General features: G+C 71.2%; 20 protein-coding genes. 9 read left to right on the forward strand and 11 right to left on the reverse strand.

Annotation, left to right across the window (positions count from 1 at the left end; translation table 11 throughout):
- Position 1 precedes the first annotated feature (1 nt).
- The 3 genes from AB0M30_RS27910 to AB0M30_RS27920 are packed head-to-tail and all read left to right on the forward strand — an operon-like array spanning position 2 to position 2,482.
- A complete protein-coding gene (locus tag AB0M30_RS27910) occupies positions 2-772 on the forward strand; it encodes an ABC transporter permease (RefSeq protein ID WP_364589232.1) in 771 nt (256 codons plus the stop codon).
- Entirely contained in the window at positions 769-1,602 is an 834-nt protein-coding gene (locus AB0M30_RS27915) for an ABC transporter permease (protein WP_364589235.1), read from the forward strand. The genes AB0M30_RS27910 and AB0M30_RS27915 overlap by 4 nt, the downstream gene beginning before the upstream one ends.
- A gap of 19 nt (positions 1,603-1,621) precedes the next feature.
- The gene (locus AB0M30_RS27920; protein ID WP_364589238.1) at positions 1,622-2,482 is read left to right on the forward strand and encodes an ABC transporter ATP-binding protein; all 861 of its coding nucleotides are present in this window, start codon (positions 1,622-1,624) and stop codon (positions 2,480-2,482) included.
- A 70-nt stretch (positions 2,483-2,552) separates the two neighbouring features.
- Here the strand turns inward: AB0M30_RS27920 and mdlC are convergent, their stop codons facing one another.
- From mdlC to AB0M30_RS27960, 8 genes are all read right to left on the reverse strand, one after another.
- Positions 2,553-4,139: a benzoylformate decarboxylase gene (mdlC, locus tag AB0M30_RS27925; RefSeq protein WP_364589241.1), complete on the reverse strand. Its 1,587-nt coding sequence runs from the start codon at positions 4,137-4,139 to the stop codon at positions 2,553-2,555.
- A 9-nt stretch (positions 4,140-4,148) separates the two neighbouring features.
- On the reverse strand, positions 4,149-4,307 hold the full coding sequence (locus tag AB0M30_RS27930) for a DUF397 domain-containing protein (protein ID WP_364589244.1): 159 nt from the start codon (positions 4,305-4,307) through the stop codon (positions 4,149-4,151).
- Complete coding sequence (locus tag AB0M30_RS27935) at positions 4,307-5,158, reverse strand: helix-turn-helix transcriptional regulator (RefSeq protein WP_364589247.1); 852 nt, start codon at positions 5,156-5,158, stop codon at positions 4,307-4,309. The genes AB0M30_RS27930 and AB0M30_RS27935 overlap by 1 nt, the downstream gene beginning before the upstream one ends.
- 81 nt (positions 5,159-5,239) lie before the next feature.
- Positions 5,240-6,889: a S53 family peptidase gene (locus tag AB0M30_RS27940; protein WP_364589250.1), complete on the reverse strand. Its 1,650-nt coding sequence runs from the start codon at positions 6,887-6,889 to the stop codon at positions 5,240-5,242.
- A 167-nt stretch (positions 6,890-7,056) separates the two neighbouring features.
- Positions 7,057-8,019 carry a hypothetical protein gene (locus AB0M30_RS27945; RefSeq protein WP_364589253.1) on the reverse strand — a complete coding sequence of 321 codons (963 nt, stop codon included), beginning with the start codon at positions 8,017-8,019 and terminating at the stop codon, positions 7,057-7,059.
- A gap of 44 nt (positions 8,020-8,063) precedes the next feature.
- Positions 8,064-8,534, reverse strand: a complete 471-nt coding sequence (locus AB0M30_RS27950) for a hypothetical protein (protein ID WP_364589256.1) — start codon at positions 8,532-8,534, stop codon at positions 8,064-8,066.
- A gap of 160 nt (positions 8,535-8,694) precedes the next feature.
- Positions 8,695-9,372, reverse strand: coding sequence for a copper homeostasis protein CutC (locus tag AB0M30_RS27955; RefSeq protein WP_360163935.1), 678 nt, complete (start codon positions 9,370-9,372; stop codon positions 8,695-8,697).
- A gap of 12 nt (positions 9,373-9,384) precedes the next feature.
- Positions 9,385-12,207, reverse strand: coding sequence for a nitrate- and nitrite sensing domain-containing protein (locus AB0M30_RS27960; protein WP_364589259.1), 2,823 nt, complete (start codon positions 12,205-12,207; stop codon positions 9,385-9,387).
- Between the two features lie 186 nt (positions 12,208-12,393).
- Here AB0M30_RS27960 and AB0M30_RS27965 point away from each other — a divergent pair, with 186 nt between their 5' ends.
- On the forward strand, positions 12,394-13,359 hold the full coding sequence (locus AB0M30_RS27965; protein WP_364589262.1) for an ABC transporter substrate-binding protein: 966 nt from the start codon (positions 12,394-12,396) through the stop codon (positions 13,357-13,359).
- 86 nt (positions 13,360-13,445) lie between these two features.
- Here AB0M30_RS27965 and AB0M30_RS27970 read toward each other — a convergent pair whose 3' ends face one another.
- Entirely contained in the window at positions 13,446-14,081 is a 636-nt protein-coding gene (locus tag AB0M30_RS27970) for a hypothetical protein (RefSeq protein WP_364589265.1), read from the reverse strand.
- An 89-nt stretch (positions 14,082-14,170) separates the two neighbouring features.
- On the opposite strand from AB0M30_RS27970, the gene AB0M30_RS27975 reads away from it, so the two are divergent.
- Complete coding sequence (locus AB0M30_RS27975) at positions 14,171-15,817, forward strand: DNA repair helicase XPB (protein ID WP_364589268.1); 1,647 nt, start codon at positions 14,171-14,173, stop codon at positions 15,815-15,817.
- Between the two features lie 6 nt (positions 15,818-15,823).
- On the opposite strand, the gene AB0M30_RS27980 is transcribed toward AB0M30_RS27975, so the two are convergent.
- Positions 15,824-16,216, reverse strand: a complete 393-nt coding sequence (locus AB0M30_RS27980) for an ankyrin repeat domain-containing protein (protein ID WP_364589271.1) — start codon at positions 16,214-16,216, stop codon at positions 15,824-15,826.
- Between the two features lie 237 nt (positions 16,217-16,453).
- On the opposite strand from AB0M30_RS27980, the gene AB0M30_RS27985 reads away from it, so the two are divergent.
- The 3 genes from AB0M30_RS27985 to AB0M30_RS27995 all read left to right on the forward strand — a co-directional run bounded on the left by AB0M30_RS27985 (position 16,454) and on the right by AB0M30_RS27995 (position 20,136).
- On the forward strand, positions 16,454-17,215 hold the full coding sequence (locus AB0M30_RS27985) for a DUF4253 domain-containing protein (protein ID WP_364589274.1): 762 nt from the start codon (positions 16,454-16,456) through the stop codon (positions 17,213-17,215).
- A 1,136-nt stretch (positions 17,216-18,351) separates the two neighbouring features.
- Entirely contained in the window at positions 18,352-19,197 is an 846-nt protein-coding gene (locus tag AB0M30_RS27990) for a DUF72 domain-containing protein (protein ID WP_364589323.1), read from the forward strand.
- A gap of 9 nt (positions 19,198-19,206) precedes the next feature.
- Positions 19,207-20,136, forward strand: a complete 930-nt coding sequence (locus AB0M30_RS27995) for an o-succinylbenzoate synthase (RefSeq protein WP_364589276.1) — start codon at positions 19,207-19,209, stop codon at positions 20,134-20,136.
- A gap of 14 nt (positions 20,137-20,150) precedes the next feature.
- Here AB0M30_RS27995 and AB0M30_RS28000 read toward each other — a convergent pair whose 3' ends face one another.
- Positions 20,151-20,762 carry a nucleotidyltransferase domain-containing protein gene (locus AB0M30_RS28000; RefSeq protein WP_364589279.1) on the reverse strand — a complete coding sequence of 204 codons (612 nt, stop codon included), beginning with the start codon at positions 20,760-20,762 and terminating at the stop codon, positions 20,151-20,153.
- Between the two features lie 228 nt (positions 20,763-20,990).
- On the opposite strand from AB0M30_RS28000, the gene AB0M30_RS28005 reads away from it, so the two are divergent.
- The gene (locus tag AB0M30_RS28005; protein WP_364589282.1) at positions 20,991-21,206 is read left to right on the forward strand and encodes a PspC domain-containing protein; all 216 of its coding nucleotides are present in this window, start codon (positions 20,991-20,993) and stop codon (positions 21,204-21,206) included.
- Positions 21,207-21,335: the final 129 nt, after the last annotated feature.

A 21,335-nucleotide genomic window follows, 5' to 3' on the forward strand; every position in this document is an offset into this window, starting at 1 on the left:
CGTGAAGAAGCTGCTTCGCGGCCTGGCCGGCCTGGTCGGCTTCCTCCTGCTCTGGGAGGTCGTCGTCCAGGTCGGCCTGGTCGATCGGACGTTCACCCCGCCGCCCAGCGTCGTGCTGCGCACCGTCGGGGACCTGCTGGGCGACCCCGAGTTCATCCGGGACATCGTCGCGACCATGCTGGCCTGGCTGATCGCCATCGCCGTCGCGATCGCGGTCGGCGTACCCGCCGGACTGCTGCTGGGCAGCGTCCCGGCGTTGCGCACGGCCACCGCCTCGATCGTGGAGTTCCTCCGGCCGATCCCGATCACCGCGCTGGTTCCCCTGGTGCTGCTGGTGATCGGCTCCGGCCCCGAAGCGAAGATCACCCTCGCGGTCTACGCCTCGCTGTGGCCGATCATGTTCAACACGATCTACGGCATGGGCGAAATCGACCCGGTGCTGATGGAGACCGCCCGTGCGTGCGGGACCAGCCGGTTCCGCATCCTGACGTCGGTCGCGCTGCCGCAGACCGCGCCGTTCGTCTTCACCGGCGTCCGGCTGTCGGCGACGATCTCCCTGATCGCCGTCGTCAGCGTCGAGTTCCTGGCCGGCTCCCAGCTCGGGCTGGGCAGCTTCATCATCGTCGCCAGCACCGGTTCGGTCCGGTTCGACCTGGTCCTGGCCGGCACGGTGGTCGCCGGGGTGCTGGGCTACCTGATCAACGAAGGGCTCGAACAGCTCGGCAAGCGGCTGTTCAAGTGGAGCTCGGTGGACCGGGAGGCGATCGCGTGACGGCGGCAACCCTTTCGGGCCGGGTGGGCCGGCGCGCCGCGCGCGGTGCCGCCACGGTCCTGCGCAACTGGCTGCTGTTCGCGCTCCTGGTGGTCGGCTGGGAGTTCGCCGCCCGGGCCGGCGGCAGCAAGTTCTTCCCCCCGCCGTCGGAGATCGCGGGCACCGCCGCCAAGCTGTGGTTCACCGGGCCGGTGTCGCACCTGTTCCTCACCGACGCCGTGTTCGACAACGTGTTCCCCAGCCTCGGCCGGACGCTCGGCGGCTGGGCACTGGCCGCGGTCGTCGGCATCGTCCTCGGCGTGCTGCTCGGCCGGTCGGCGACGGCGATGGACTACGCCGGCCCGCTGTTCGCGTTCTTCCGGTCGATCCCGCCGCCCACCCTGATCCCGGTGTTCGGGGTGCTGTTCGGGCTGAGCTCGGGCATGCAGATCGGGTCGATCATCTTCGGCGCGGTGTGGCCGGTGCTGCTCAACACCGTCGACGGCGTCCGCTCGGTCGACCAGGTGAAGGTGGAGACGGCGCGGTCGTTCCGCACGCCCAAGGCGTACTGGCTCGGCATGGTCGTCCTGCCGGCGGCGGCCCCGAAGATCTTCGCCGGGCTGCGGGTCAGCCTGTCGATCTCGCTGCTGCTGATGGTCGTCTCCGAGCTCGTCGGCGCCTACAACGGCATCGGCCGGTCGCTGCTGAACGCCCAGCAGGACTTCGAGTTCCCGACCATGTGGTCGTGGCTGGTGCTGCTCGGCATCCTCGGCTACGTCTTCAACACGATCTTCCTGGCCGCGGAACGGCGGGTGCTGGCCTGGCAGCCGGCCCGTCTCGGCCGCGACTGACGCTGGAAAGGCCTCTCCCATGTCCACCATGCTCGAAGTTTCCGGCCTCAGTCACACCTACGGCAGTGGCACAGGAGCGCACACCGCGGTGAACAACCTTTCGTTCACCGTCGAAGCCGGGCAGCTGGCCAGCATCGTCGGCCCGTCGGGCTGCGGGAAGTCGACGCTGCTGCGCTGCATCGCCGGGCTGACCCCGCCGACCGACGGCACGGTCAGCCTGCACGGCGACCGCGTCTCCGGTGTCCCGGACGACCTGGCCGTGGTGTTCCAGGACTACAGCCGTTCGCTGTTCCCCTGGCTTTCGGTGCAGAAGAACGTCGAGTTCCCGTTGCGGTGGCGCCCGATCTCCCGCGCGGAACGCCGGGAACGGGCGGCCGAGGCGCTCGAGCAGGTCGGCCTGTCGGGCGTCGGGGGCAAGTACCCGTGGCAGCTGTCCGGCGGCATGCAGCAGCGGGTGTCGATCGCCCGCGCGCTGGCCAGCCGCCCGGCGCTGCTGCTGATGGACGAGCCGTTCGCCTCGGTCGACGCCCAGACGCGCTTCGAGCTCGAGGACCTGACCCGGCGCGTGCAGCGCGAGCAGGGCAGCACGGTCCTGGTCGTCACCCACGACATCGACGAGAGCGTCTACCTGTCCGACCGCGTGCTGGTGCTGTCGAAGTCACCGGCGACGATCGTGGCGGACCTGCCGGTGGGCCTGCCCGCTGCGCGGAACCAGATCACGACGCGCGAGTCGGCGGAGTTCGTGACCCTGCGCGGCGAAGTGGCCCGGCTGCTGAACGGCGGCACGCCGGCGGAGGCCGCCACGGCCGCGTCCGACGCCGCGGAGTGGGAGCTGGCCGAGCGGACTTCGGACGTCCGGGAAAGCCGGACCCGCAGCTGACCCACAGCCGACCCGCTGGTGGTCCACAGTGGATATCCACTGTGGACCACCAGCGGCGGCTATCTGGTTATCAGTAAAGCGACTTCGACGACGCGGCCACCCGGACGTGGACCAGCGTCGGGCGCGGGTCGGCCAGCGCCGCCGTGAGACCGGGGACCAGCTCGGCCGGCTCGGTGATCGTCACGCCGTGGCAGCCCATGCTCTCCGCCAGCGCCGCGAACCCGATGCCGCCCAGTTCGGTGCCCGGCAGCTTCGCGCCGCCGATCGCGTCGCCCAGGATGCGGACCGCCGCGTACTCGGAGTTGTCCAGGATCACGAACGTCACGGGCAGTTCTTCGCGCGCCGCCGTCCAGAGGGCCTGGATGCCGTACATGCTCGAGCCGTCGCCGATCACGCCGACGACCTTGCGGTCCGGGCGGGCGAGCGCCGCGCCGACCACGCCGGGGACGCCGTAGCCGAGCGTGCCGCTGGCCATCGTCAGGAAGCCGGTGTCGGTGGCCGTGATCGGCAGGTGGTCGTGCAGGATCCCGCGGTGGCTGGGCGCTTCTTCGACGACCAAGGCGTTGTCCGGCAACAGGTCCGCGAGCGTCGAGTAGACGAGTTCGCCGGTCAGCGCGTCGCCGGCCGGTTTCGCGGGACGCTGCCGTGGCGCCGGTGCGGGCCGCGTGCTGCGCTCGACGACGTTGAGCAGCGCGCGGACGCCCAGCTTCGGCGTGGCCCGGATACCGGTGCCTTCGAAGGCGCGCGCGAGGACCTGCTCGTCGTCGCTGACGATGAACAGCGGCGGCAGCGGAGCTTCCCCGCGCCCGCGGTCGACGTGGTAGGTGAAGGCGGGCGCCCCGAGCACGACGACGAGGTCGTACGGCGCGAGCGTGTCGGCGACCGCACCGCGTTCGGGGTCGAGGAACCCTTGGAACAGCGGGTGGTCCTCGGGGAACGAGCAGCGGAACGACATCGGCGCGACCCACACGGCGGCGTTGAGCCGTTCGGCGAGCGCGACGGTTTCGACGACGGCCGCGTCCTGGTCGACGGCTCCCCCGACGACGATCGCCGGCCGTTCGGCGGCTTCCAGGGCGGTGTTGAGCTCGTCGACGGCCTCGGGATCGGGCGCGAAGCCGCGGATCCGAGGACGCGAGACGATGGGCCGTTCGGTGGTGACGGCCCAGTCGTCGGCGGGCACGGACACGAAAACCGGACCGGACGGCGCCTGCGTGGCGACGTGGTAGGCCCGCGCCAGCGCGGCCGGGACGTCCTCGGCCGAGGCGGGCTCGATCGACCACTTCACGTACGGCTTCGGGAACTCGGGCGCTTCCATCGCGCCGAGGAAGGGTTCGTGCGGGATGAGCGACCGGATCTGCTGCCCGGCGACGACGATCAACGGCGTCCGGTTGCGGTAGGCGTTGAAGAGGCTGCCGAGCCCGTGCCCGACCCCGCCCGCGGAGTGCAGGTTGACGAGCACGGCTTTCCGGGTGGCCTGCGCGTAGGCATCGGCCATCGCCACGACGGCGGACTCCTGCAGGCCCAGGACGTAGTCGAAGTCGTCGGGCCAGTCGGTGAGGAACGGCACTTCGGTGGTGCCGGGATTGCCGAACACCGTGGTGAGGCCGAGTTCGCGGAGGAGCTCGCGGGTGGCGTCCAGCACCGTGCGCTTGATCATGCGCCCAGGTTAACGCTTAGCCTTGCGAAGAAAAGCCCCCCAAGCGGCCGAACCGACGGTGAGCGTGCCACCCGAGCGGTCCTTGGTGTCCCGGATCTGCGACACCGGCCCGAGCTTGACCTCGACGCAGTTCTCTTCGCTGCCGCTGTAGCTGGACTTACGCCACATCACGCCTCCAAGTCGGCGATCACCTCCCGGATGAGCACGCAGGAATCCTGCTCACTCAGGGCCAGTGCCGCCATCGCCCGCTGGGCCGCCCGGTAGTCGGCCACCTGCTGCTCATCGTAGAGGTAGGCACTGCCGCGGTACTGCTCCACGAAGATGATCGGCGGCAGGTCGGAGTAGTCGAAGATGATGAAGGAACCGTTGAGGCCCGGGTGGAACTCCTCGCTCTCCGGCAGAACCCGCAAGCTGATGTTCCGCCGCTCGGCCAACTCGGCGAGGTGCCTGAGCTGCGGAAGCATGATCTCGCGGCCGCCGAGCCGCTGGCGGATCACCGGCTCGGCGAGGAAAACGGTGTAAGGAGAGGGATTGCGACCGGTCAGCACCTCCTGCCGCAGCAAGCGAACCTTCAGCCTCAGGCGCAACTCCTCCTCCGACCGCCGCCGACCGCCGGTACCGAGAATTGCCCAGGCGTAGTCGGGGGTCTGCAGCAGTCCGGGGATCAGCAGCGGTTCCCAGGCAAAGATCGCCGAGGCCGTGCGCTCGTACTCGATGAAAGCCGAGAGCCGCGGCGAGATCCCGGGAATACTGTGCTCGAGCCAGTTGGGCTCGCGGGCGTTCCTCGCCAGCTCCAGCAACCGTTTCCGCTCGGCCGGCTCCACCCGCAGCGCCCCGAGCAGCAGCGCCACCTGCTCGATCTTGGGCACCCGCGTCCCGCTCTCCCAGTGCGAGAGATCCTGCGCCACCACCCCCGCCAGCCGCGCCAGTTCGCGCACGCCGAGGTTGCGCGCCTTCCTCGCCGCGCGGATCCCGAAGCCCAGCGCGCGGGACCTCGGCGTCGCTACCAGTGTCGCCATGCACACATTGTGTCATCGACCACCGACAGAAACCGGAAACCGGGGCTGTCGCAAACTCGCGACAGCCCCGGTTCCGCACACTCAGCCGATCAGGCCGGACAGCCCGCTCGCCTTGAACGAACCCCAACCCGTGACCTGGTCATACCCGGTCCCGGCGCTGAACCCGGTCGTGCCGTGGAGGGTGTTGTTGCCCGACGTCACGTCGTGGAAACCGGTGCCGTAGGACGACCCGTTGCCGATCGAGTAGAACTTCGGGTTCAGGTTGCCCAGGCCGCCGCCGTGCACCTGGTTCTGCAGCGCCGCGAAGGCCGCCCACAGCGGGGCCGCGCCCGAGGTGCCGCCGACCGTTCCCCAGCTGCCCGCGCTGTAGATGTAGTAACCCGACGTCGGGGAGGCGTCCGCCGACACGTCCGGCACCTTGCGGTACGTCGTGCTCTGCGACGACTGCCACGAGGGCGCCGTGAACACCGTCGAGATGCCGCCGCCGGTCGAGCCGCCGCTGTTGCCGTCGTTCCAGGTCACTTCGCTGCTGTAGCCGTTGGACGAGGTCACGCTCAGCTTCGTGCCGCCGACGCCCGACACGTTCGGGCTCGACGCCGGGAAGTCGACGCCCTTCGCCGCCGAACCCGTCTGGCGGTAGCAGTCGGTCGTGCCGTCGTCGCCCGCCGCCGCGAAGTAGGAAATACCCTCCGCCGTACCCGTCGCGATCGCGCTGCTGACGCTCTTCGCCGCGCTCGAACCTTCCGCGGATTCGCAGGCGCCCCAAGAGATCGAGACGACGTTGACCTTCGCGTCGGACGCGATCTTCTGGTACATCGCGAGTTCGCCCGCGCTCGAGTTCGGTGCCTCGTAGACGTAGTCGTTGGCCGCCGCGGCCAGCGCGTGCACGACCTCGATGTCGAGCTCGACCTCGATCTGGCCGTCCCCCGGTGACGAGTCGTAGTTCGCGCCGCTGACGCCGACCGTCGTCACCGTGCCCGCGGAAAGGCCGTACGTGCTGTCGTACTTGGTGATGTTGGACTTCTGGTAGCCGTCGAACTCCACGAACCCGACGTTCACGCCGCGGCCGGTCGCCGACAGGCCGCTGGTGCCGTACGCGGTCTTGAGCACCGGCGGGGTGACGGACTTGACGACGTTGGGCTGCGCCAGCGGCTTCGACGCGTGCGTCCGCACCGCGTGGTCGTCGAGGCCGATGACCCCGCCCACGACGTCCGAGACGCTCGCCGGCACGGCCGGGACGGCGTCGTTGGCGAAGAAGTCCCGCCCGGAAGCCTGGTCGCGGTAGGTCCCGATCCGGGTCCGGAACGCCGACTCGAGCTGCGCCGCCGAGCCGGTGAACGTGATCGCCTGCCGGTTGCCGGAAACTTCGATCCCGGACAGCCCCGCTTTCCCGAGAAATGAGACGGCCTTGTCAACGTCGGCCTGGGTCGGGCCGAACCTGGCATTGAACTGCGCCGGGGTCAGAAACCGGTGGTATTGCGGCGAAGCGGGATTTTGCACGTCGGCGAGGAACTTTTCGAGCGCCTGCTGGTTGTGCAGTTTCAGCGAGAGCGCGGCGGCGATCGGCCGGTCGGCCGCGACGTCGCCGGTGCGGGCGCTGTTGATCAGCGGCGCGGCGTTGTCGGCCAGCGTGACCAGGGGTTCCGGCGCGGCGGCGGCCGGCACGGCCACGGCGAGGCCGAGCAACGCAGGCAGCGGCACAGCGGCCGCGACGAGCTTGCGCAAGCGCATGGGGGAATTTCCTCTCGGCGGTGGGGACCGGGCCTGCGCGGAATGCTCGCCGCAGGTTGCCGAGCAGCATAAGAAGACGTGATCACGCCAAGGAACCTACTTTTGGCCGGTCTTCAGCGGATCCCATTTTCATTTTCCGAGAGGTTTACCTTTCCATGGCAAACCGATTATTGTCCGGAATGCCCGACCATTTCGATGCGTTCGATGATTTCCCGGGCGCGCGGGTCGCGCCGGTGGCGGCGGGCCGCGGCCGACAACGTCCGCAGCCGCTGCCGGGTCCGGGGCGAGCGCAGCACGCCGGCCAGCTCGATCGCCTCCCGGCCGGCTTCGGCGGCGACGTCGAGATCGCCGTCCAGCGCGTGCACGGTGGCCAGCCAGATCACCGTCAGGGACCGGCTGCGGGCCATTTCCGGGCCGTAGCCGGCGATGGCGTCGACGAGCGCGGGGATGCCCTCGCGGCCGTGCCGGACGTCGACGACCTGGGCCAGTTCCCCGTGCACCGTGCCGACCATCGCCGCCAGGTCGGTGGGGCCGAAGAAGGCCGCCCACGGCGACGGTTCCACGCCCGCGGCGTCGGCGAACTCGCTGCGCGCCCGGTGCAGGCACGCCACCGCGGCGACGACGTCGGCCTTCTTGGCGTGCGCCCACGCTTGGTTGGCCGACAGGATCGCCTGGGCCAGCCGCGAGCGCGCCCGCAGCGCCGCCTCCCGGCCCCGCGCGAACTCCGCCAGCGCCGGATCGACCGCGTCGTAGTGCAGCAGCAGCCGCCCGGCGCGGTACCGGATGTTGGCCTGGAGGTCGTCGTTGCCCGCTTCGACAGCCAGTTCCATCGCCTGCGCGAACGATTCCAGCGCGGCCTCGGGGCGGTCGTCGTCGAAACTGGTCCAGCCGGCGAGGTTGTACAGGTCGGCGACGGCGGTGCAGAGCCGCGGCCGGACCTTGCCGCGCACGGTGCCGCCCAGCAGCCCGACGGCGTGGGGCAGCACCTCCGCGACGGCCTCGCCACAAGCACCGCCGCCGTAGCGGTAGTCCTGCGCCCGAAGCCGCGCGATGGTGTCCTCGAGCCGTTGCACGTCGGCGAGACCCACGCGTGCGCCGCTGAAGCCGTCCCGCTCGTCACTGCCGGTCATGGCAGCCCTCCGTCCGTAGAGAGCTGCCGATCGGGCAGCTCCGCTCATTCCCCGCCGGGCCAGGCCGGAGCCCGCTCCTTCGAGGGAGTGGCACCGGGCAGCACCCCGGTGGCGGTCAGCACCACACCCGTGGCGGTTTCCGCGATCTTGACGACGGCCAGCAGCCCGGTCAGGGCGAGGGAGCCGCCGAGCCCCAGTTTCGCGAAATCGTCTTCGGCGGTTTCGGTTCCGCGTTGACGCGGTATCGCGCCGGTCACGATTCGGCCCTCCGGCTTGCCACTGCGGTACTCGGGCGATATCCGCGGGGAATCAGCCTGCCCCAGGTGGCGGAAATCCACCTGATGGCCGGCATCCTGGTCTCCTGCTGTCCACGCAACGAGTTCTGGAACTGAATACGCGCGCACACGGCGCCGCCTCCCGCACTGCAGATCGATTCCTGAAGATCGGCCGGATCGCGAAATGCGGGACAACCGTAGCCAGCCGATCGTCGGAAAATCAGCCACCAACCAGGTCAAACCTGAAACCGCCCGTGCAACCGCACGCGCAGCCCAGCGCACGACATTGCACACGGCGGATGCAATTTCACGAGCCAGGTCACGATTGTCACCGCAACGCGAAAACATCGGCAGAAATCGTTTCCGCTCCGCCGATCCTCCGTGAAACGCGGGTAATCGATCAGGATTTGACGAGGTCGACCCAGGTGCGCACGGTTCCGGCGTCCACGGGTGCCTGCCAGCCGCCGGGCCGCACCGCGCTGCCGACGTGGAATCCCCGGACGCCACCCGCGCGCAGGAGGTGCACCTGCTGGGCGCGCAGGCCGCCGCCGACGAGCAGTTCCGGGCCGCCGTCGCGCTGCGCGAGCCGCTGCAGCACCGAAAGGCCGCTCGCCACGCCGTTCGGGTGACCGGCGGCGAGCACGGTGTCACAGCCGAGCGAGGCCAGCTGGTCGTACGCCCGCAACGGATCGCGCGTGCGGTCGATGGCGCGGTGGAACGTCCAGGGCAGGCCGTCGACCTCCTTGATCAGCGCTTCGCAGGCGTCGAGGTCGATTTCGCTGTCGACGGTGAGGAAGCCGAAGACGAACTCCCGCGCGCCCGCGTCGATCAGCCGGGCGGTGTCCGCGCGCAGCCCTTCCAGATCGCCGATGGCGAAGGAACCGTTGTCCCGCAGCATCACCCGAACCGGGAGGTCGGTGGCCGAGAGCACGTCACGCAGCGTTTCGAGCGACGGCGTCAGGCCGTCCTGCGCCATGTCCGCGACCAGTTCGAGGCGGTCGGCCCCGCCCGCCTGCGCGCCTTCGGCATCCGCCGCGTCCAGCGCGATCACTTCCAGCAGGGGCGTCTTCGAGCTCATGCCTCATCCGTTTCACTGGTTCCGGGTGTCGTCTCCCCTCGCGTGCCGCCCTCGCCGGAAGCCGCCTTGAAGGCTCGTCATCCGCTCGCGTACCGCTTCCGGGGAAAGAGAGAGTATCGGCCGCTGCTCCGGCACCGCTCCCGGGCTGGCCGCGGAATCCAGCGGCTGCAGGAACGGCCAGGTGTCCTCCGCGCCGTCCTCCTGCTCCAGTTCGGCCGGGGTAGGCCATTCGTACGAGGGCTCGATCGCGGCGGGCGGCGCGACGGGTGTCAGCCGCGGTTCGGTGTCTTCGTCGTCCGGGGTGCGCACGGGCGCGACGGCCACCGGAGCCGGTGGCGGTGCGGGAGCCGGGGCCGGAGCGGCCACCGGGACCGGTGGCGGCGGTGCGGGCGCCGGTGGCGGTGGCGGTGGCGGTGGCGGTGCGGGCGCTAGTTGCGGTGCGGGCGCCGGTTGCGGCCCGCGGATCGGCGGCCGCGTGGTGAGCGCGTGCCGTGGCTGGGGCTCGACCGGCCGCGGCTCTTCGGCGACCGGACGCGGCTCGGCCGGCTTCCGCGGCTGTTCGGGCGCGGCGGAGGCGTCGAACCAGCGGGACAGGACGTCGCGGTAAGCGGGCATCCGCTCGGTCGGGGCGTCGAGGTCCAGGTGCGCCTCTTCGTCCACGGTCGGCCACTCCGGGGCTTGGTCGCGGGCCACCACCGGGGCCCGGCGCGGCGGCCCGGCCTCGATCGACGGCGGCGTCAGCTCTTCCGGCTCCGGCTCGGGTTCGGGCTCCGGCGGCGTGAGCGGGGCCAGCGGCGCCAGCAGCTCCGGTTCCGGGGCGGCGAGCGGCTCGACGGGCGGCGGCGGTGCCGGCATCGGCGGCAGCTCGACGATCAGGGCGGCGGGCACCAGCACGGTCGCGACCAGCCCGGAGTCCGCGCCCGCGCTCAGGCTGACGTCGATGTGGTGGCGCGTGGCCAGCGTCGCGACGACGAACAGGCCCATCCGGCGCGAGACCTCGACGTCGACGTCCGGCGGGTGCGCGAGCCGCGCGTTGGTGCGGTCGATCTCCGCCTGCGGCATGCCGGCGCCGTGGTCGATGATCTCGATCTGCCAGTCGCCGTCGTGGGTTTCGGCGCTCGCCACGGTGACCGTCTCGTCGGCGGAGTAGCGCGTCGCGTTCTCCAGCAGCTCCGAAACGACGTGCACGAGGTCGTTGACGGCCTCGCCGCGGACCGCGACCTGCGGCGCCGGGCCGAGCTCGATCCGCTGGTAGTCCTCGACCTCCGAGAGCGCGGCGCCGATGATCTCGTCGGCCGCGACCGGGCCGGCGTCCTCCCGCGCGGAGTCCTGGCCGGAGAGCACCAGCAGGTTTTCGCTGTTGCGCCGCATCCGCGTCGCGAGGTGGTCGAGTTCGAAGAGCCCGGCGAGGGTGTCCGGGTCCTGCTCGCCGGCCTCCATCCGGTCGAGCACCGACAGCTGCCGTTCGACGAGGTCCTGGCTGCGCTGCGAGAGGTTGACGAACATCGCGTTGACGTTCTCGCGCAGCATGGCCTGTTCGCCGGCGAGCCGCACCGCCTCGCCGTGCACCGCGTCGAACGCGCGCGCCACCTGGCCGAGCTCTTCGCGGGTGAACACCGGCACGGGCGCGACGGCAAGCCGTTTCCGCAGGTTCTCGGGCGCGGGCTCGGGGTCGGTGAGCAGGTTCTGCACGGCCGCCGGCAACCGGTGCTCGGCCACTTCCAGCGCCGTCCGGCGCAGGATCCGCAAGGGACGCAACAGGGACCGCGCGATGACCACCGACAGCACACCCGCGACGAGCAGGACGCCGAGGACGACGCCGCCGTCCCACAACGCGGCCGTCCGGGCTTGCGCCGCCAGGCTGTCCGTGCGTTCCTGCAACTGGACCAGCAGCGCCTGCTGCACCTGGTGGGCGAGGTTCACCGTGTGCGTAGCCGAAGTGTCCCACTGGTTCGGGTCGAGGCCCGAGAGGTTCTGGCCGTTTTCGGTGCGGGTGAGCGCGGATTCGACCATGTCGTTGCCGATGTCGACGACCAGGCCGATCACCGTGTCGTCGAACATCCGCTGCTGGTCGGGGGTGGCGAAGGTGCGGTAGTCGCTGCGCGCGGCGGCCAGCTCGGCTTCCGCGCCGAGCAGGGCACGCGTGCGGTCGCGGTTGAGGGTGCCCGCCGCGAGCGCCTCGGCCATCACCGCCCGCTTGACCGACATCTGGTCCTTGATCCGGGCGAGTGCGTTGCCCGCCAGCCGCATCCGCGCGAGGTCCGAATCGGAGACGTCGGCGGCCGCGGAGTCGCTGATGTCGAGCAGGCCGGAGATCAGCTCGCTGTAGGAGCGCAGCACGGCGTCGGCGGGGAACGCCGAATGCTCCGCGGAAAACCGCAGGCCACCGAGCACGCGCAGCCGGTCGTCGGTCTGCTGCAGGCTTTCCGCGGCGTTCGCGTCGAGCCGCGCCTTGCTCTCGGCGAGGGTGCGCTCGAACCCGCCGATGGCCTGGTCGACGCGGTTGCGCTGGGCGGTCAGGTCCGCGGTGTCGCCTTGGCGGTTCTGGGCCACGAACCGGACGGTGAGGTCGCGCTCGCGTTGCAGCTCGTGCAAGGCTTCGGCGACCGTGCTGTCGACGCGGCCGCGCGTGGCGAACTCGGCCAGCTGCCGGGCGTCGCGCAGGTCGGAGCTGATCCGCAGGCCGACGAGCGCGATCACGGCCAGCGCCGGGATGAGGAGGACGGCGAAGAGCTTCGTGCCGAGACGCCAGTTCCGCAACCGCCAGCGGCCGCCCGCCGGACGCGGGTCCGCCGCGTCGCCGCCCTTGCGGGGACGCTTGTCGCGACGGGTCACCTGGTTTCCTTTTCCGCCGCGGGCGGGAACCCGCGGATCGAACGACACACGAACCTACTGAACGGTAGCCCGCCCCATGAAGATCCGAAAGCCGCGCTGGCACGAGACGGCCCTGCCCGCGATCGTATGGGGCGCGGACCATACGATCCAGCACGAGAACCAGATTCTCGCGGTAGGTGAAGGTTCATGATCAGACGCGGACGGATGATTCCGCTGGTAGCGGCGCTCCTGGCGACCGCGGGCTGCAGCGTGTTCTCTTCCGGCACTCCCGCGCCTCCGCCGCCGCTGGAGCGGACCACCCTGCGCGTCGGTGTGGGCAACGCCATCGACACGGCCCCGCTGCGGATCGCCGTCGCGGCCGGGAAGTTCGGTTCCGCGGGACTGAACGTCCAGCTGGTGGAACTCGGCGCCGACGACGGGCTCGCGAAACTGGCCGCCGGCGACCTCGACGTCACCTTCGCCTCCGACATCGCGATGTTCCGCGCCGCGGCCGGCGGGACGGCGTTGCAGCTGCAGGGCGAGGCCTACACCTCCGGCCCGAACACGATGGCCCTGGTGACGCTGCCCAACTCGGACTACACCGTGCCGACGGGCAAGCGGTCGCCGAAGATCGCGGTGAACATGCTCGACGACGTCGGCGCGCTCGTCGCGCGTTCGGTGCTGGTCACCGCGGGCGTCGACCAGGCGAAGATCAAGTTCGTCCCCACCCCGTTCGACCGGATGCCGCAGGCGCTGCAGGCCGGCGACGCCGACGCCGCGCTGATGATCGAGCCGTACACCACCCGGGCCGAGAAGGACCTCGGCGCGCACATCCTGGCCGACGGCGCCCGCGGTTCGACGCTCGACTTCCCGCTGTCCGGCTACGCGGCGGCGAAACCGTTCGCGCAGGCCAACCCCCGGACGCTCCGGGCGTTCCGCACCGCGCTGAGCACGGCCCAGCAGAGCGCGACGGACCCGGCGATCGTGCGCGACGCGCTGCCGAAGTTCTCCGACATCGACGCGACCACCGCCGCGCTGATCTCGCTCGGCTCGTACCCGGTGTCGCTCAACGGCATCCGGCTACAGCGCGTGGCCGACCTGATGCACAACTCGGGACAGCTGGCGAACCGCCTCGACGTCCAGAGCCTGCTGCCCGAGCAGACCGGGTACTGAGAGCTAGTGTCGCGCGTCGCAAGTTTGTTTGACGTCCGGGAAGAGCGGGGACCGGGCCGCTGTCACTGAACTTCGGACGCGCGACACTAGATGTTCTCGCCCCGCGGCAGCATGCACACGACGCGCATGGGCGGGCCGTAGTAGATCCGGATGTCGTCGGCGTCTTCGCACTGCTTGTCGTCGCGAGACCTGCTGAAGACCTCGACGCGGTCCGTCGCCGCCGGGTCGGAGCAGCTCACCTTGGCGATCGCGACCTCGTCTTCGATGTCGCGGAGGCAGTCGCCGGTGCGGACGTTCAGCGCGAGGCAGAGCGTCCGCCCGGAGTCGGAGCCGCTCGTGGTCCGGAACCGCACGTAGCCGTTGGAGGAGCAGGTCGAGTTCCGGCTGGCGGCGGTCTCGACCTTGTACGTCGCGTTGTTCGCGGTGCAGCCGACGCGGTGGTAGGCGAGCCGGCCGGCCGTCTCCTGGGTCAGGTACAGGCAGTCACCGTCCGACGGCGGGCCGTTGCGGCCGGCCCAGTAGACGCCCATCGCGCCCAGCACGCCCAGGCCCAGCGCGACGACGACGCACGCGACCAGCGTGATCCGCACCTTCGTGGTGAACCAGTGCGGAATCGGCGGCGGCCCCGGTACCGGCGGCATCGGCGGCTGTCCCGGCATCGGCGCGGGCTGCGCGTAGCCCGGCGACCGGAACGGGTTGTCGTCGAACGGCGGTGTGGTCAACGTGCCCTCCAGTGATCCCCTCGGCACCTCGTCCCACCGGCGGACCCGCGAGCGGAGCGGACCGGAGCGAGGCACGTATAACAGTAGTTGTGACTGATGGCCCGCTGATCGTCCAGTCCGACAAGACCGTGCTCCTGGAGGTCGACCACCCCCAGGCCGGTGACGCGCGCGTCGCGATCGCGCCGTTCGCCGAGCTGGAACGGGCGCCGGAGCACGTGCACACCTACCGGATCACGCCGCTGGCCTTGTGGAACGCGCGCGCCGCGGGCCACGACGCCGAGCAGGTCGTCGACGCCCTGACGACGTACTCGCGCTTCCCGGTGCCGCAGCCGCTGCTGATCGACGTCGTCGACGTCATGGGCCGGTTCGGGCGGCTGCAGATCGCCAACCACCCGGCGCACGGGCTCGTGATGTCGACCACCGACCGCGCGGTGCTGACCGAGGTCGTCCGGAACAAGAAGATCAGCCCGATGATCGGCGCCCGGATCGACGAAGACACCGTCCTCGTGCACCCGTCCGAGCGCGGGCGGCTGAAGCAGGCGCTGCTGAAGGTCGGCTGGCCCGCCGAGGACATGGCCGGGTACGTCGACGGCGAAGCCCACCCGATCGCCCTGGACGAGCAGAACTGGCACCTGCGCGACTACCAGCGGATGGCCGCGGAGGCGTTCTGGGCGGGCGGCTCCGGCGTGGTCGTGCTGCCCTGTGGCGCCGGGAAGACGCTGGTCGGCGCGGCGGCGATGGCTCGCGCGCAGGCCACCACGCTGATCCTGGTGACGAACACGGTCGCCGGGCGGCAGTGGAAGCGTGAGCTGATCGCGCGGACGTCGCTGACCGAGGAAGAGATCGGCGAGTACTCCGGGGAGAAGAAGGAGATCCGGCCGGTCACCATCGCCACCTACCAGGTGATCACCCGCAAGACCAAGGGCGAGTACCGGCACCTGGAGCTGTTCGACTCCCGCGACTGGGGCCTGGTCGTCTACGACGAGGTCCACCTGCTGCCGGCGCCGGTGTTCCGGATGACGGCGGACCTGCAGTCGCGGCGGCGCCTCGGCCTGACGGCGACGCTGGTGCGCGAGGACGGCCGCGAGGGCGACGTGTTCTCGCTGATCGGCCCGAAGCGCTACGACGTGCCGTGGCGCGACATCGAGGCGCAGGGCTGGATCGCCCCGGCGGAGTGCACCGAGGTCCGCGTGACGCTGACCGACGCGGAGCGGCTCGAGTACGCCACGGCCGAGGCCGACGAGCGGTACAAGCTGGCGGCGACGGCGTTGACGAAGACGCCGGTGATCAAGTCGATCGTGGCCAAGCACGCGGGCGAGCCGACGCTGGTCATCGGCGCCTACCTCGACCAGCTGGAGATGCTCGGCGACGAGCTCGACGCCCCGGTGGTCCAGGGCGCGACCCGCAACAAGGAGCGCGAGGAGCTGTTCGACAAGTTCCGCCGCGGCGAGATCAAGACGCTGGTGGTGTCGAAGGTCGCGAACTTCTCGATCGACCTGCCGGAAGCCTCGGTGGCGATCCAGATCTCGGGCACGTTCGGCTCGCGCCAGGAGGAGGCCCAGCGCCTCGGGCGGCTGCTGCGCCCGAAGGGCGACGGGCGGCAGGCGCACTTCTACTCGATCGTCTCGCGCGACACGGTGGACACGGAGTATGCGGCGCACCGGCAGCGGTTCCTCGCGGAGCAGGGCTACGCGTACCACATCGTGGACGCGGACGACCTGCTCCGGCCGCTCTGAGCCCGCTCAGCCGACGTCGGTGAAGAACTTTTCGACGTCGTAGTTCGCGATGAGCCGTGCCAGGCCGGCCGGCGTCTGCCCGGAGAGGTTGGCCTGGCGCGGGTCGGCGTTGTGCCGCCGGAGCAACTCGATGAGCTCGCCACCGCCCCGGTAGGCGAACACCGCCGTGAACAGGGGCGAGTTTCCGTACGCGTTGACCGGATCGACCTGGGCGCCCGCCTCCAGCAGCACCGTGGCCACCTCGAGGTTTCCCTGCTGGGCGGCCAGGTGCAGCGGGGTGAAGCCCTGCCGGTCGCGTGAGTCGGGATCGTGCCCCGCGGCGAGCAGGGCCCGCGCTTGCGCACCGTCGCCGTCCAGCGCGCAGTAGTGCAGCTCGGATCGCCCGTGCCGATCGACCACGTTCGCCCCCTCCTGCTGGAGAGCACAGTATTCGTCTCGGTCCGCTTGCGCACCGACTCGTTCGGCCTAGCGAATCGTCACAGGAACAACTTGCGCCACAGGAGTCGCGCACAAGCCGCTGACCAGCGGATTTACCGATTCACTCGAACGGATGAGCGGGCGCGGTACTGGGAATTGTCGGACCCTCGAACTACTGTTCGACATGCAGCAACCGAACACAAGTTCGAGGGGACGTCCATGACGATCGCACCGCTCCGCCCCGGTACGCCCGCGCCGCCGGTCCAGACCCTCCCACCGGGGTCCTGGCACGGCCGGCTGTGGGTGTCCGACCTGCCGCTGACCCGGCCCGAGCGCTACCTGGGCTGCGTGGCCGAGTTCGAGCGGTCCGGCCTGTGGCCGGTGCTGATCCCCCACGACCAGCGCTTCGCGGCGAACGGCGAGGATTGGATCGACGACCGAGGCAGGCTGTCCCCGGCCGGCCACCGGGTGGCCACGGCCGACCCGGCGGCGGCCCTGTCCCGCTGGTGGGACACGTCGTGCTGCAACGGCGCCTGCCTGAGGCCCTTCGGCGCGCGGTTCCCGGGGCTGGCCAAGCGCAGCCCCCGCAGGTCCGACCCCCTGGCGGAGGCGGGCAACACGGGCTCGATCCTGGCCAACCGAGCCCCCCACCGGCTCGGCCTGGTCCAGACGGAACGCCCGGCCGACATCCCGGCCCTGCTGGGTTGGACGGGGATGATCAAGTGCACGGACCAGGTGGCGGAGCTGTCGGCGGTGCTGCGCAGCTGGGAGGAGAGGTTCGGGGCCACGCTGGTGGTCCTGGGGTTCGACGCGATCGAGCTGTCGGTGGCGGCACCCCCGCGGAACCAGGCCCGGGCATTGACGGTGGCCGCGGAGCACCGGGCGTTCAGTTTGCCCACGTTCGCGGGCCAGCCGGGGAACCTGCGGGAGTACGCGTCGGGGTTGGTGCAGTCGCGGCACTGGCGGTTTTCCTGGGCATGAGGGATGGGGGTGAGGCGAGCCGGGGCGGCGGGCGGAGCCGGAGCCAGGGCTGGGCCTGGGGCGGAGCCGGGCGCAGCCGGGCCGGGCGCAGCCGGGCCGGGCGCAGCCGGGCCGGGCGCAGCCGGGACCGGCGGGGCCGGGGGCGGCGGAGCCGGGCAGGGGGCGGAGCCGGGACCGGCGGGGCTTGGGTGGCCCAAGCCGGCTTGGGGGCTTGTCGGGCCGGGTTGGCCGGGCCTGGCGGAGCGGGGCCGAGGTTGGGCGAGCCGGGCTTGGGGCCACGCTGGACGGACCGGGCTTGGCTGGACGCGGGTGGCCGGGCAGGACAGGGCCTGGGCGGCCCGAGCCGAGCTTTGGGCGAGCCGAACCGGGCCGAGCCTGGCTTGGGTGGCCAAGCGGGCCGGGCTTGGGCAAGTCGAGCCAGGCCGACCGAGCTTGGGGCGAGCCTGGCTTCGGTGGCCAAGCGAGCCGGGCTTGGGCAAGCCGAGCCAGGCCAACCGAGCTTGGGGCGAGCCGGGCTTCGGTGGCCAAGCGAGCCGGGCTTGGGCAAGTCGAGCCAGGCCAACCGAGCTTGGGGCGAGCCGGGCTTCGGTGGCCAGGCTGGCCGGGGCCGGGAGGGGCGGGACCGGGGCAGGCGTGGCTTGGGTTGCCCAGGCCGGCTTGGGGGGCTTGGCGGGCCAGACCGGCTTGGGCGAGCCGAGTCGAGGTTGGGCGAGCCGGGCTTGGGGGCCAGGCTGGGCGGGCCGGGGCCGGGGGCAGCGCCCGCCACACCTCCGCCACCTCGCGCCCACAGCAGCGCGCGCCCCTCGCCGAGGGCGCACCTCCCGAAGTCCGACCTCGCCGCACATTCCGACCTGCCGAACTCCGCACACCGCGGCCGGCATCGGCACCTCCCGCGCCCGCACGCACGCTGCCGCTCCGCCCACCGAACGCCGCCGTCGGTCCAAGGCGAACTCCGCAACCTCCGCCAGCCACACCCCCGGGGAGCCCACCACTTGAGCCACCACTCCAAAGGCCCAGTAAGACGCGCGTCCGCCAAGTTGGGTCGCTTGTCCCACCCTCCGGTCCGCCTGTCCGGCCGCCGGCGCGTTTGGCCGGCCAAGCGAGCGGGAATCACCTCTCGCGGCAACGGAAAGGCGGTGAGAGCGATCGCCGAGATCCGGATCGGGACCTCTGGGTGGCGCTATCCCCCGTGGCGCGGGGTCTTCTACCCACCCAAGCTCGCGCAGCGGCGGGAACTCGAATACCTCTCGCGGCGGATGAACGCCGTCGAAATCAACGGTTCCTTCTACTCGCTCCAGCGTCCCGAGCGGTATCGGGCCTGGTTCGACGAAACCCCCGCCGACTTCCTCTTCGCCGTCAAGGGTGGGCGCTTCATCACCCACATGAAGCAGCTTCGCGACGTCGAGACCGCCCTCGCGAACTTCTATGCTTCCGGCGTCCTCGCGCTCGGGGCGAAACTCGGCCCCTTCCTCTGGCAGCTGCCGCCGAGGCTCGCCTTCGATCCCGATCGGCTCGAGAACTTCTTCGCCCTGCTTCCGCGCACCACCACCGACGCCGCCCGGCTGGCGGCGAAGCACGACGACAAACTCAAGGGCACGCCGTATCTCGAAGCCGGACCAAAACGGCCCCTGCAGCACGCCCTGGAAGTGCGGCACCCCAGCTTCGCCGAACCCGCCGCCAAAAAACTCCTCGAAACACACGGCATCGCCCTCGTCGTCGCCGATACGGCCGGGAAGTGGCCGTTCCTCGAAGACCAGACCGCCGACTTCGCCTACGTCCGGCTGCACGGCGACGAAGAGCTCTACGTCAGCGGCTATTCCGACCGTGCCCTGCGCAAGTGGGCCCGGAAAATCCGGGAATGGCACGACGGCGGGCGGCGTGACGTGCACGTCTACTTCGACAACGACGTGAAAGTCGAGGCGCCCCGGAACGCCGAATGCCTCGCCGACCTGCTCGGGGTTGCCCCCGTCACGGTGGCATGATCGGCCTCGATGAAGGTCTACGCGATCCCCCTGCGCACCCGGTTCCGCGGCATCACCGTCCGTGAGGGCGTGCTGCTGCACGGCCCGGCGGGCTGGGGCGAGTTCTGCCCGTTCGCCGACTACTCCGACGCCGAGAGCGTGCCGTGGCTGCGGGCGGCGCTGGAGGCGACCGAAGCCGGGTGGCCCGCGCCGGTCCGCGACCGGGTCGAGGTGAACACGACGGTGCCGATGGTCGGGCCGGAGCAGGCGTACGAGCTGGTCCGCGCGTCCGGCTGCCGGACGGCGAAGGTGAAGGTCGCCGACCCGCGCGTCTCCCTGGCCGACGACTGCGCGCGGGTCGAGGCGGTCCGCGACGCGCTCGGCCCGGACGGCGCCATCCGCGTCGACGCGAACATGGCGTGGGACGTCGACACGGCGGTGCGCGCGATCGCGGACCTCGACAAGGCGGCGGGCGGGCTGGAGTACGCGGAGCAGCCGTGCCCGTCGATCGAGGACCTGGCGGCGGTCCGGCGCCGGGTGGACGTCCGGATCGCCGCGGACGAGTCGATCCGCCGCGCGGAGGACCCGCTGAAGGTGGCGGTCGCCGGAGCGGCGGACATCGCGGTCCTGAAGGTCGCCCCCCTCGGCGGCGTCCGGCGGGCGCTGGAGGTCGCCGAGGCGTGCGGGCTGCCGTGTGTGGTGTCGTCGGCGGTGGAGACGAGCGTGGGCCTGGCGGCGGGCCTGGCACTGGCCGGCGCGCTGCCGTCGCTGGAGTTCGCTTGTGGACTCGGGACGCTTTCGTTGCTGGACGGGGACGTCTGCGCGGAATCACTGTCCCCAGTGGACGGATACCTGCCGGTGCCGCGGACCGCCCCGGAACCGGCGAGGGCTTTCGCGGCGCCGCCCGAGGTGGCCGCCGCCTGGGAAGCCCGGCTGAGCCGGGTCCGCGCGCTGAGCTGAGCGCGGACCCGGCGTCAAGCCCGCCAGGCCGAGTCGTAGGCGTGCACCAGCCACCGGTTCGCCCAGTCCCGGTCGGGCTCGTCCGGCAGCGGCGACGCACCTCGGGTGAGCTGGTCGAGCCGATCTTCCAGCTCGGCCGCGGCCTCGACGGCTTCGTCCTGCGTGTGCTTCCCCCGGCGCAGATCACGCAGCCAGGTCAGCCACGGCTCGGCGATCGGCAGCGTCATCCGCCCGGTTTCCAGCAGCTCGACGCCCTGGACCCCGAGCCGGACCATGTGCATCGCGTACTTCGTGTCGAAGCCGTACTTCGCGATCAGCTCGGGCCGGTTGACCGTCAGCGCACCTTCGAGCATCCGTTTCCGTTGCGTCCGCAGGTATCCCGCGAACCGCGGGCCGGCTTGCCGCGAGACGACCCGGTCGGCGTTGGCGCGCAGTTCGTGGCCGAGCTCGGTGATCCGCACGATTTCCGCGTCCGGCACGAACAGCGGCAGCAGGATGGTCGGGTTCCCGGTCAGCACCAGGCGCATCCACTTGCGCAGCGAGTAGACGATGAGGTCGAGATCGCCGCGCCCGGACCGCGCGGGCGGGCCCGGCAGCTCTGCACAGGAAGGCCGCCACCAGGCCAAACATCCCCCGCCGCTCCCAGGGGGGGTCCCCAAGTCCATTCTATCGGCACCCACCGACGAAAGCCGGAAAAGTCCGGTTCCGTCGACGGCCTGTCCACTTCTCGGCCGGCATGGGGACAACCCGGCGCGGAAGCTCGACGACACCGGGGATCCCCGAGGGCAAGTTCAGGGTCGGGGTCCGGGCCGTTCCGGATGTGGGCAGCCGGCCCCGGGAGACACCATTGAGCCATGACGAACAGCGTGTACACCCCCGAAACCAAGCAGCTCCGCCGCAGCCGGAGCGACAAGATGCTCACCGGTGTCTGCGGCGGCTGGGCCACCTACCTCGGCGTCGACGCCAGCGTCCTGCGCATCGGCATGGTCGCCGCCGTGTTCCTCTCGGTCGGGATCGCCATCCCGATCTACGTCGCCGCCGCCATTCTGACGCCCGAAGAGAGCTCCTGAACCGGGCGGGCGCGGGCTCGCAGGGGGAGCCGGCGCCCGCCGCAAGACCGGGGGTGCGTGAACCGAACGGCTCGGACGCCAGGGGACGTCCGGGCCGTTCGGCCGCGGCCGTTGGGCCGGGTGGCCCAA

Source organism: Amycolatopsis sp. NPDC051716 (genome assembly GCF_040681595.1).
Classification (GTDB): domain Bacteria; phylum Actinomycetota; class Actinomycetes; order Mycobacteriales; family Pseudonocardiaceae; genus Amycolatopsis.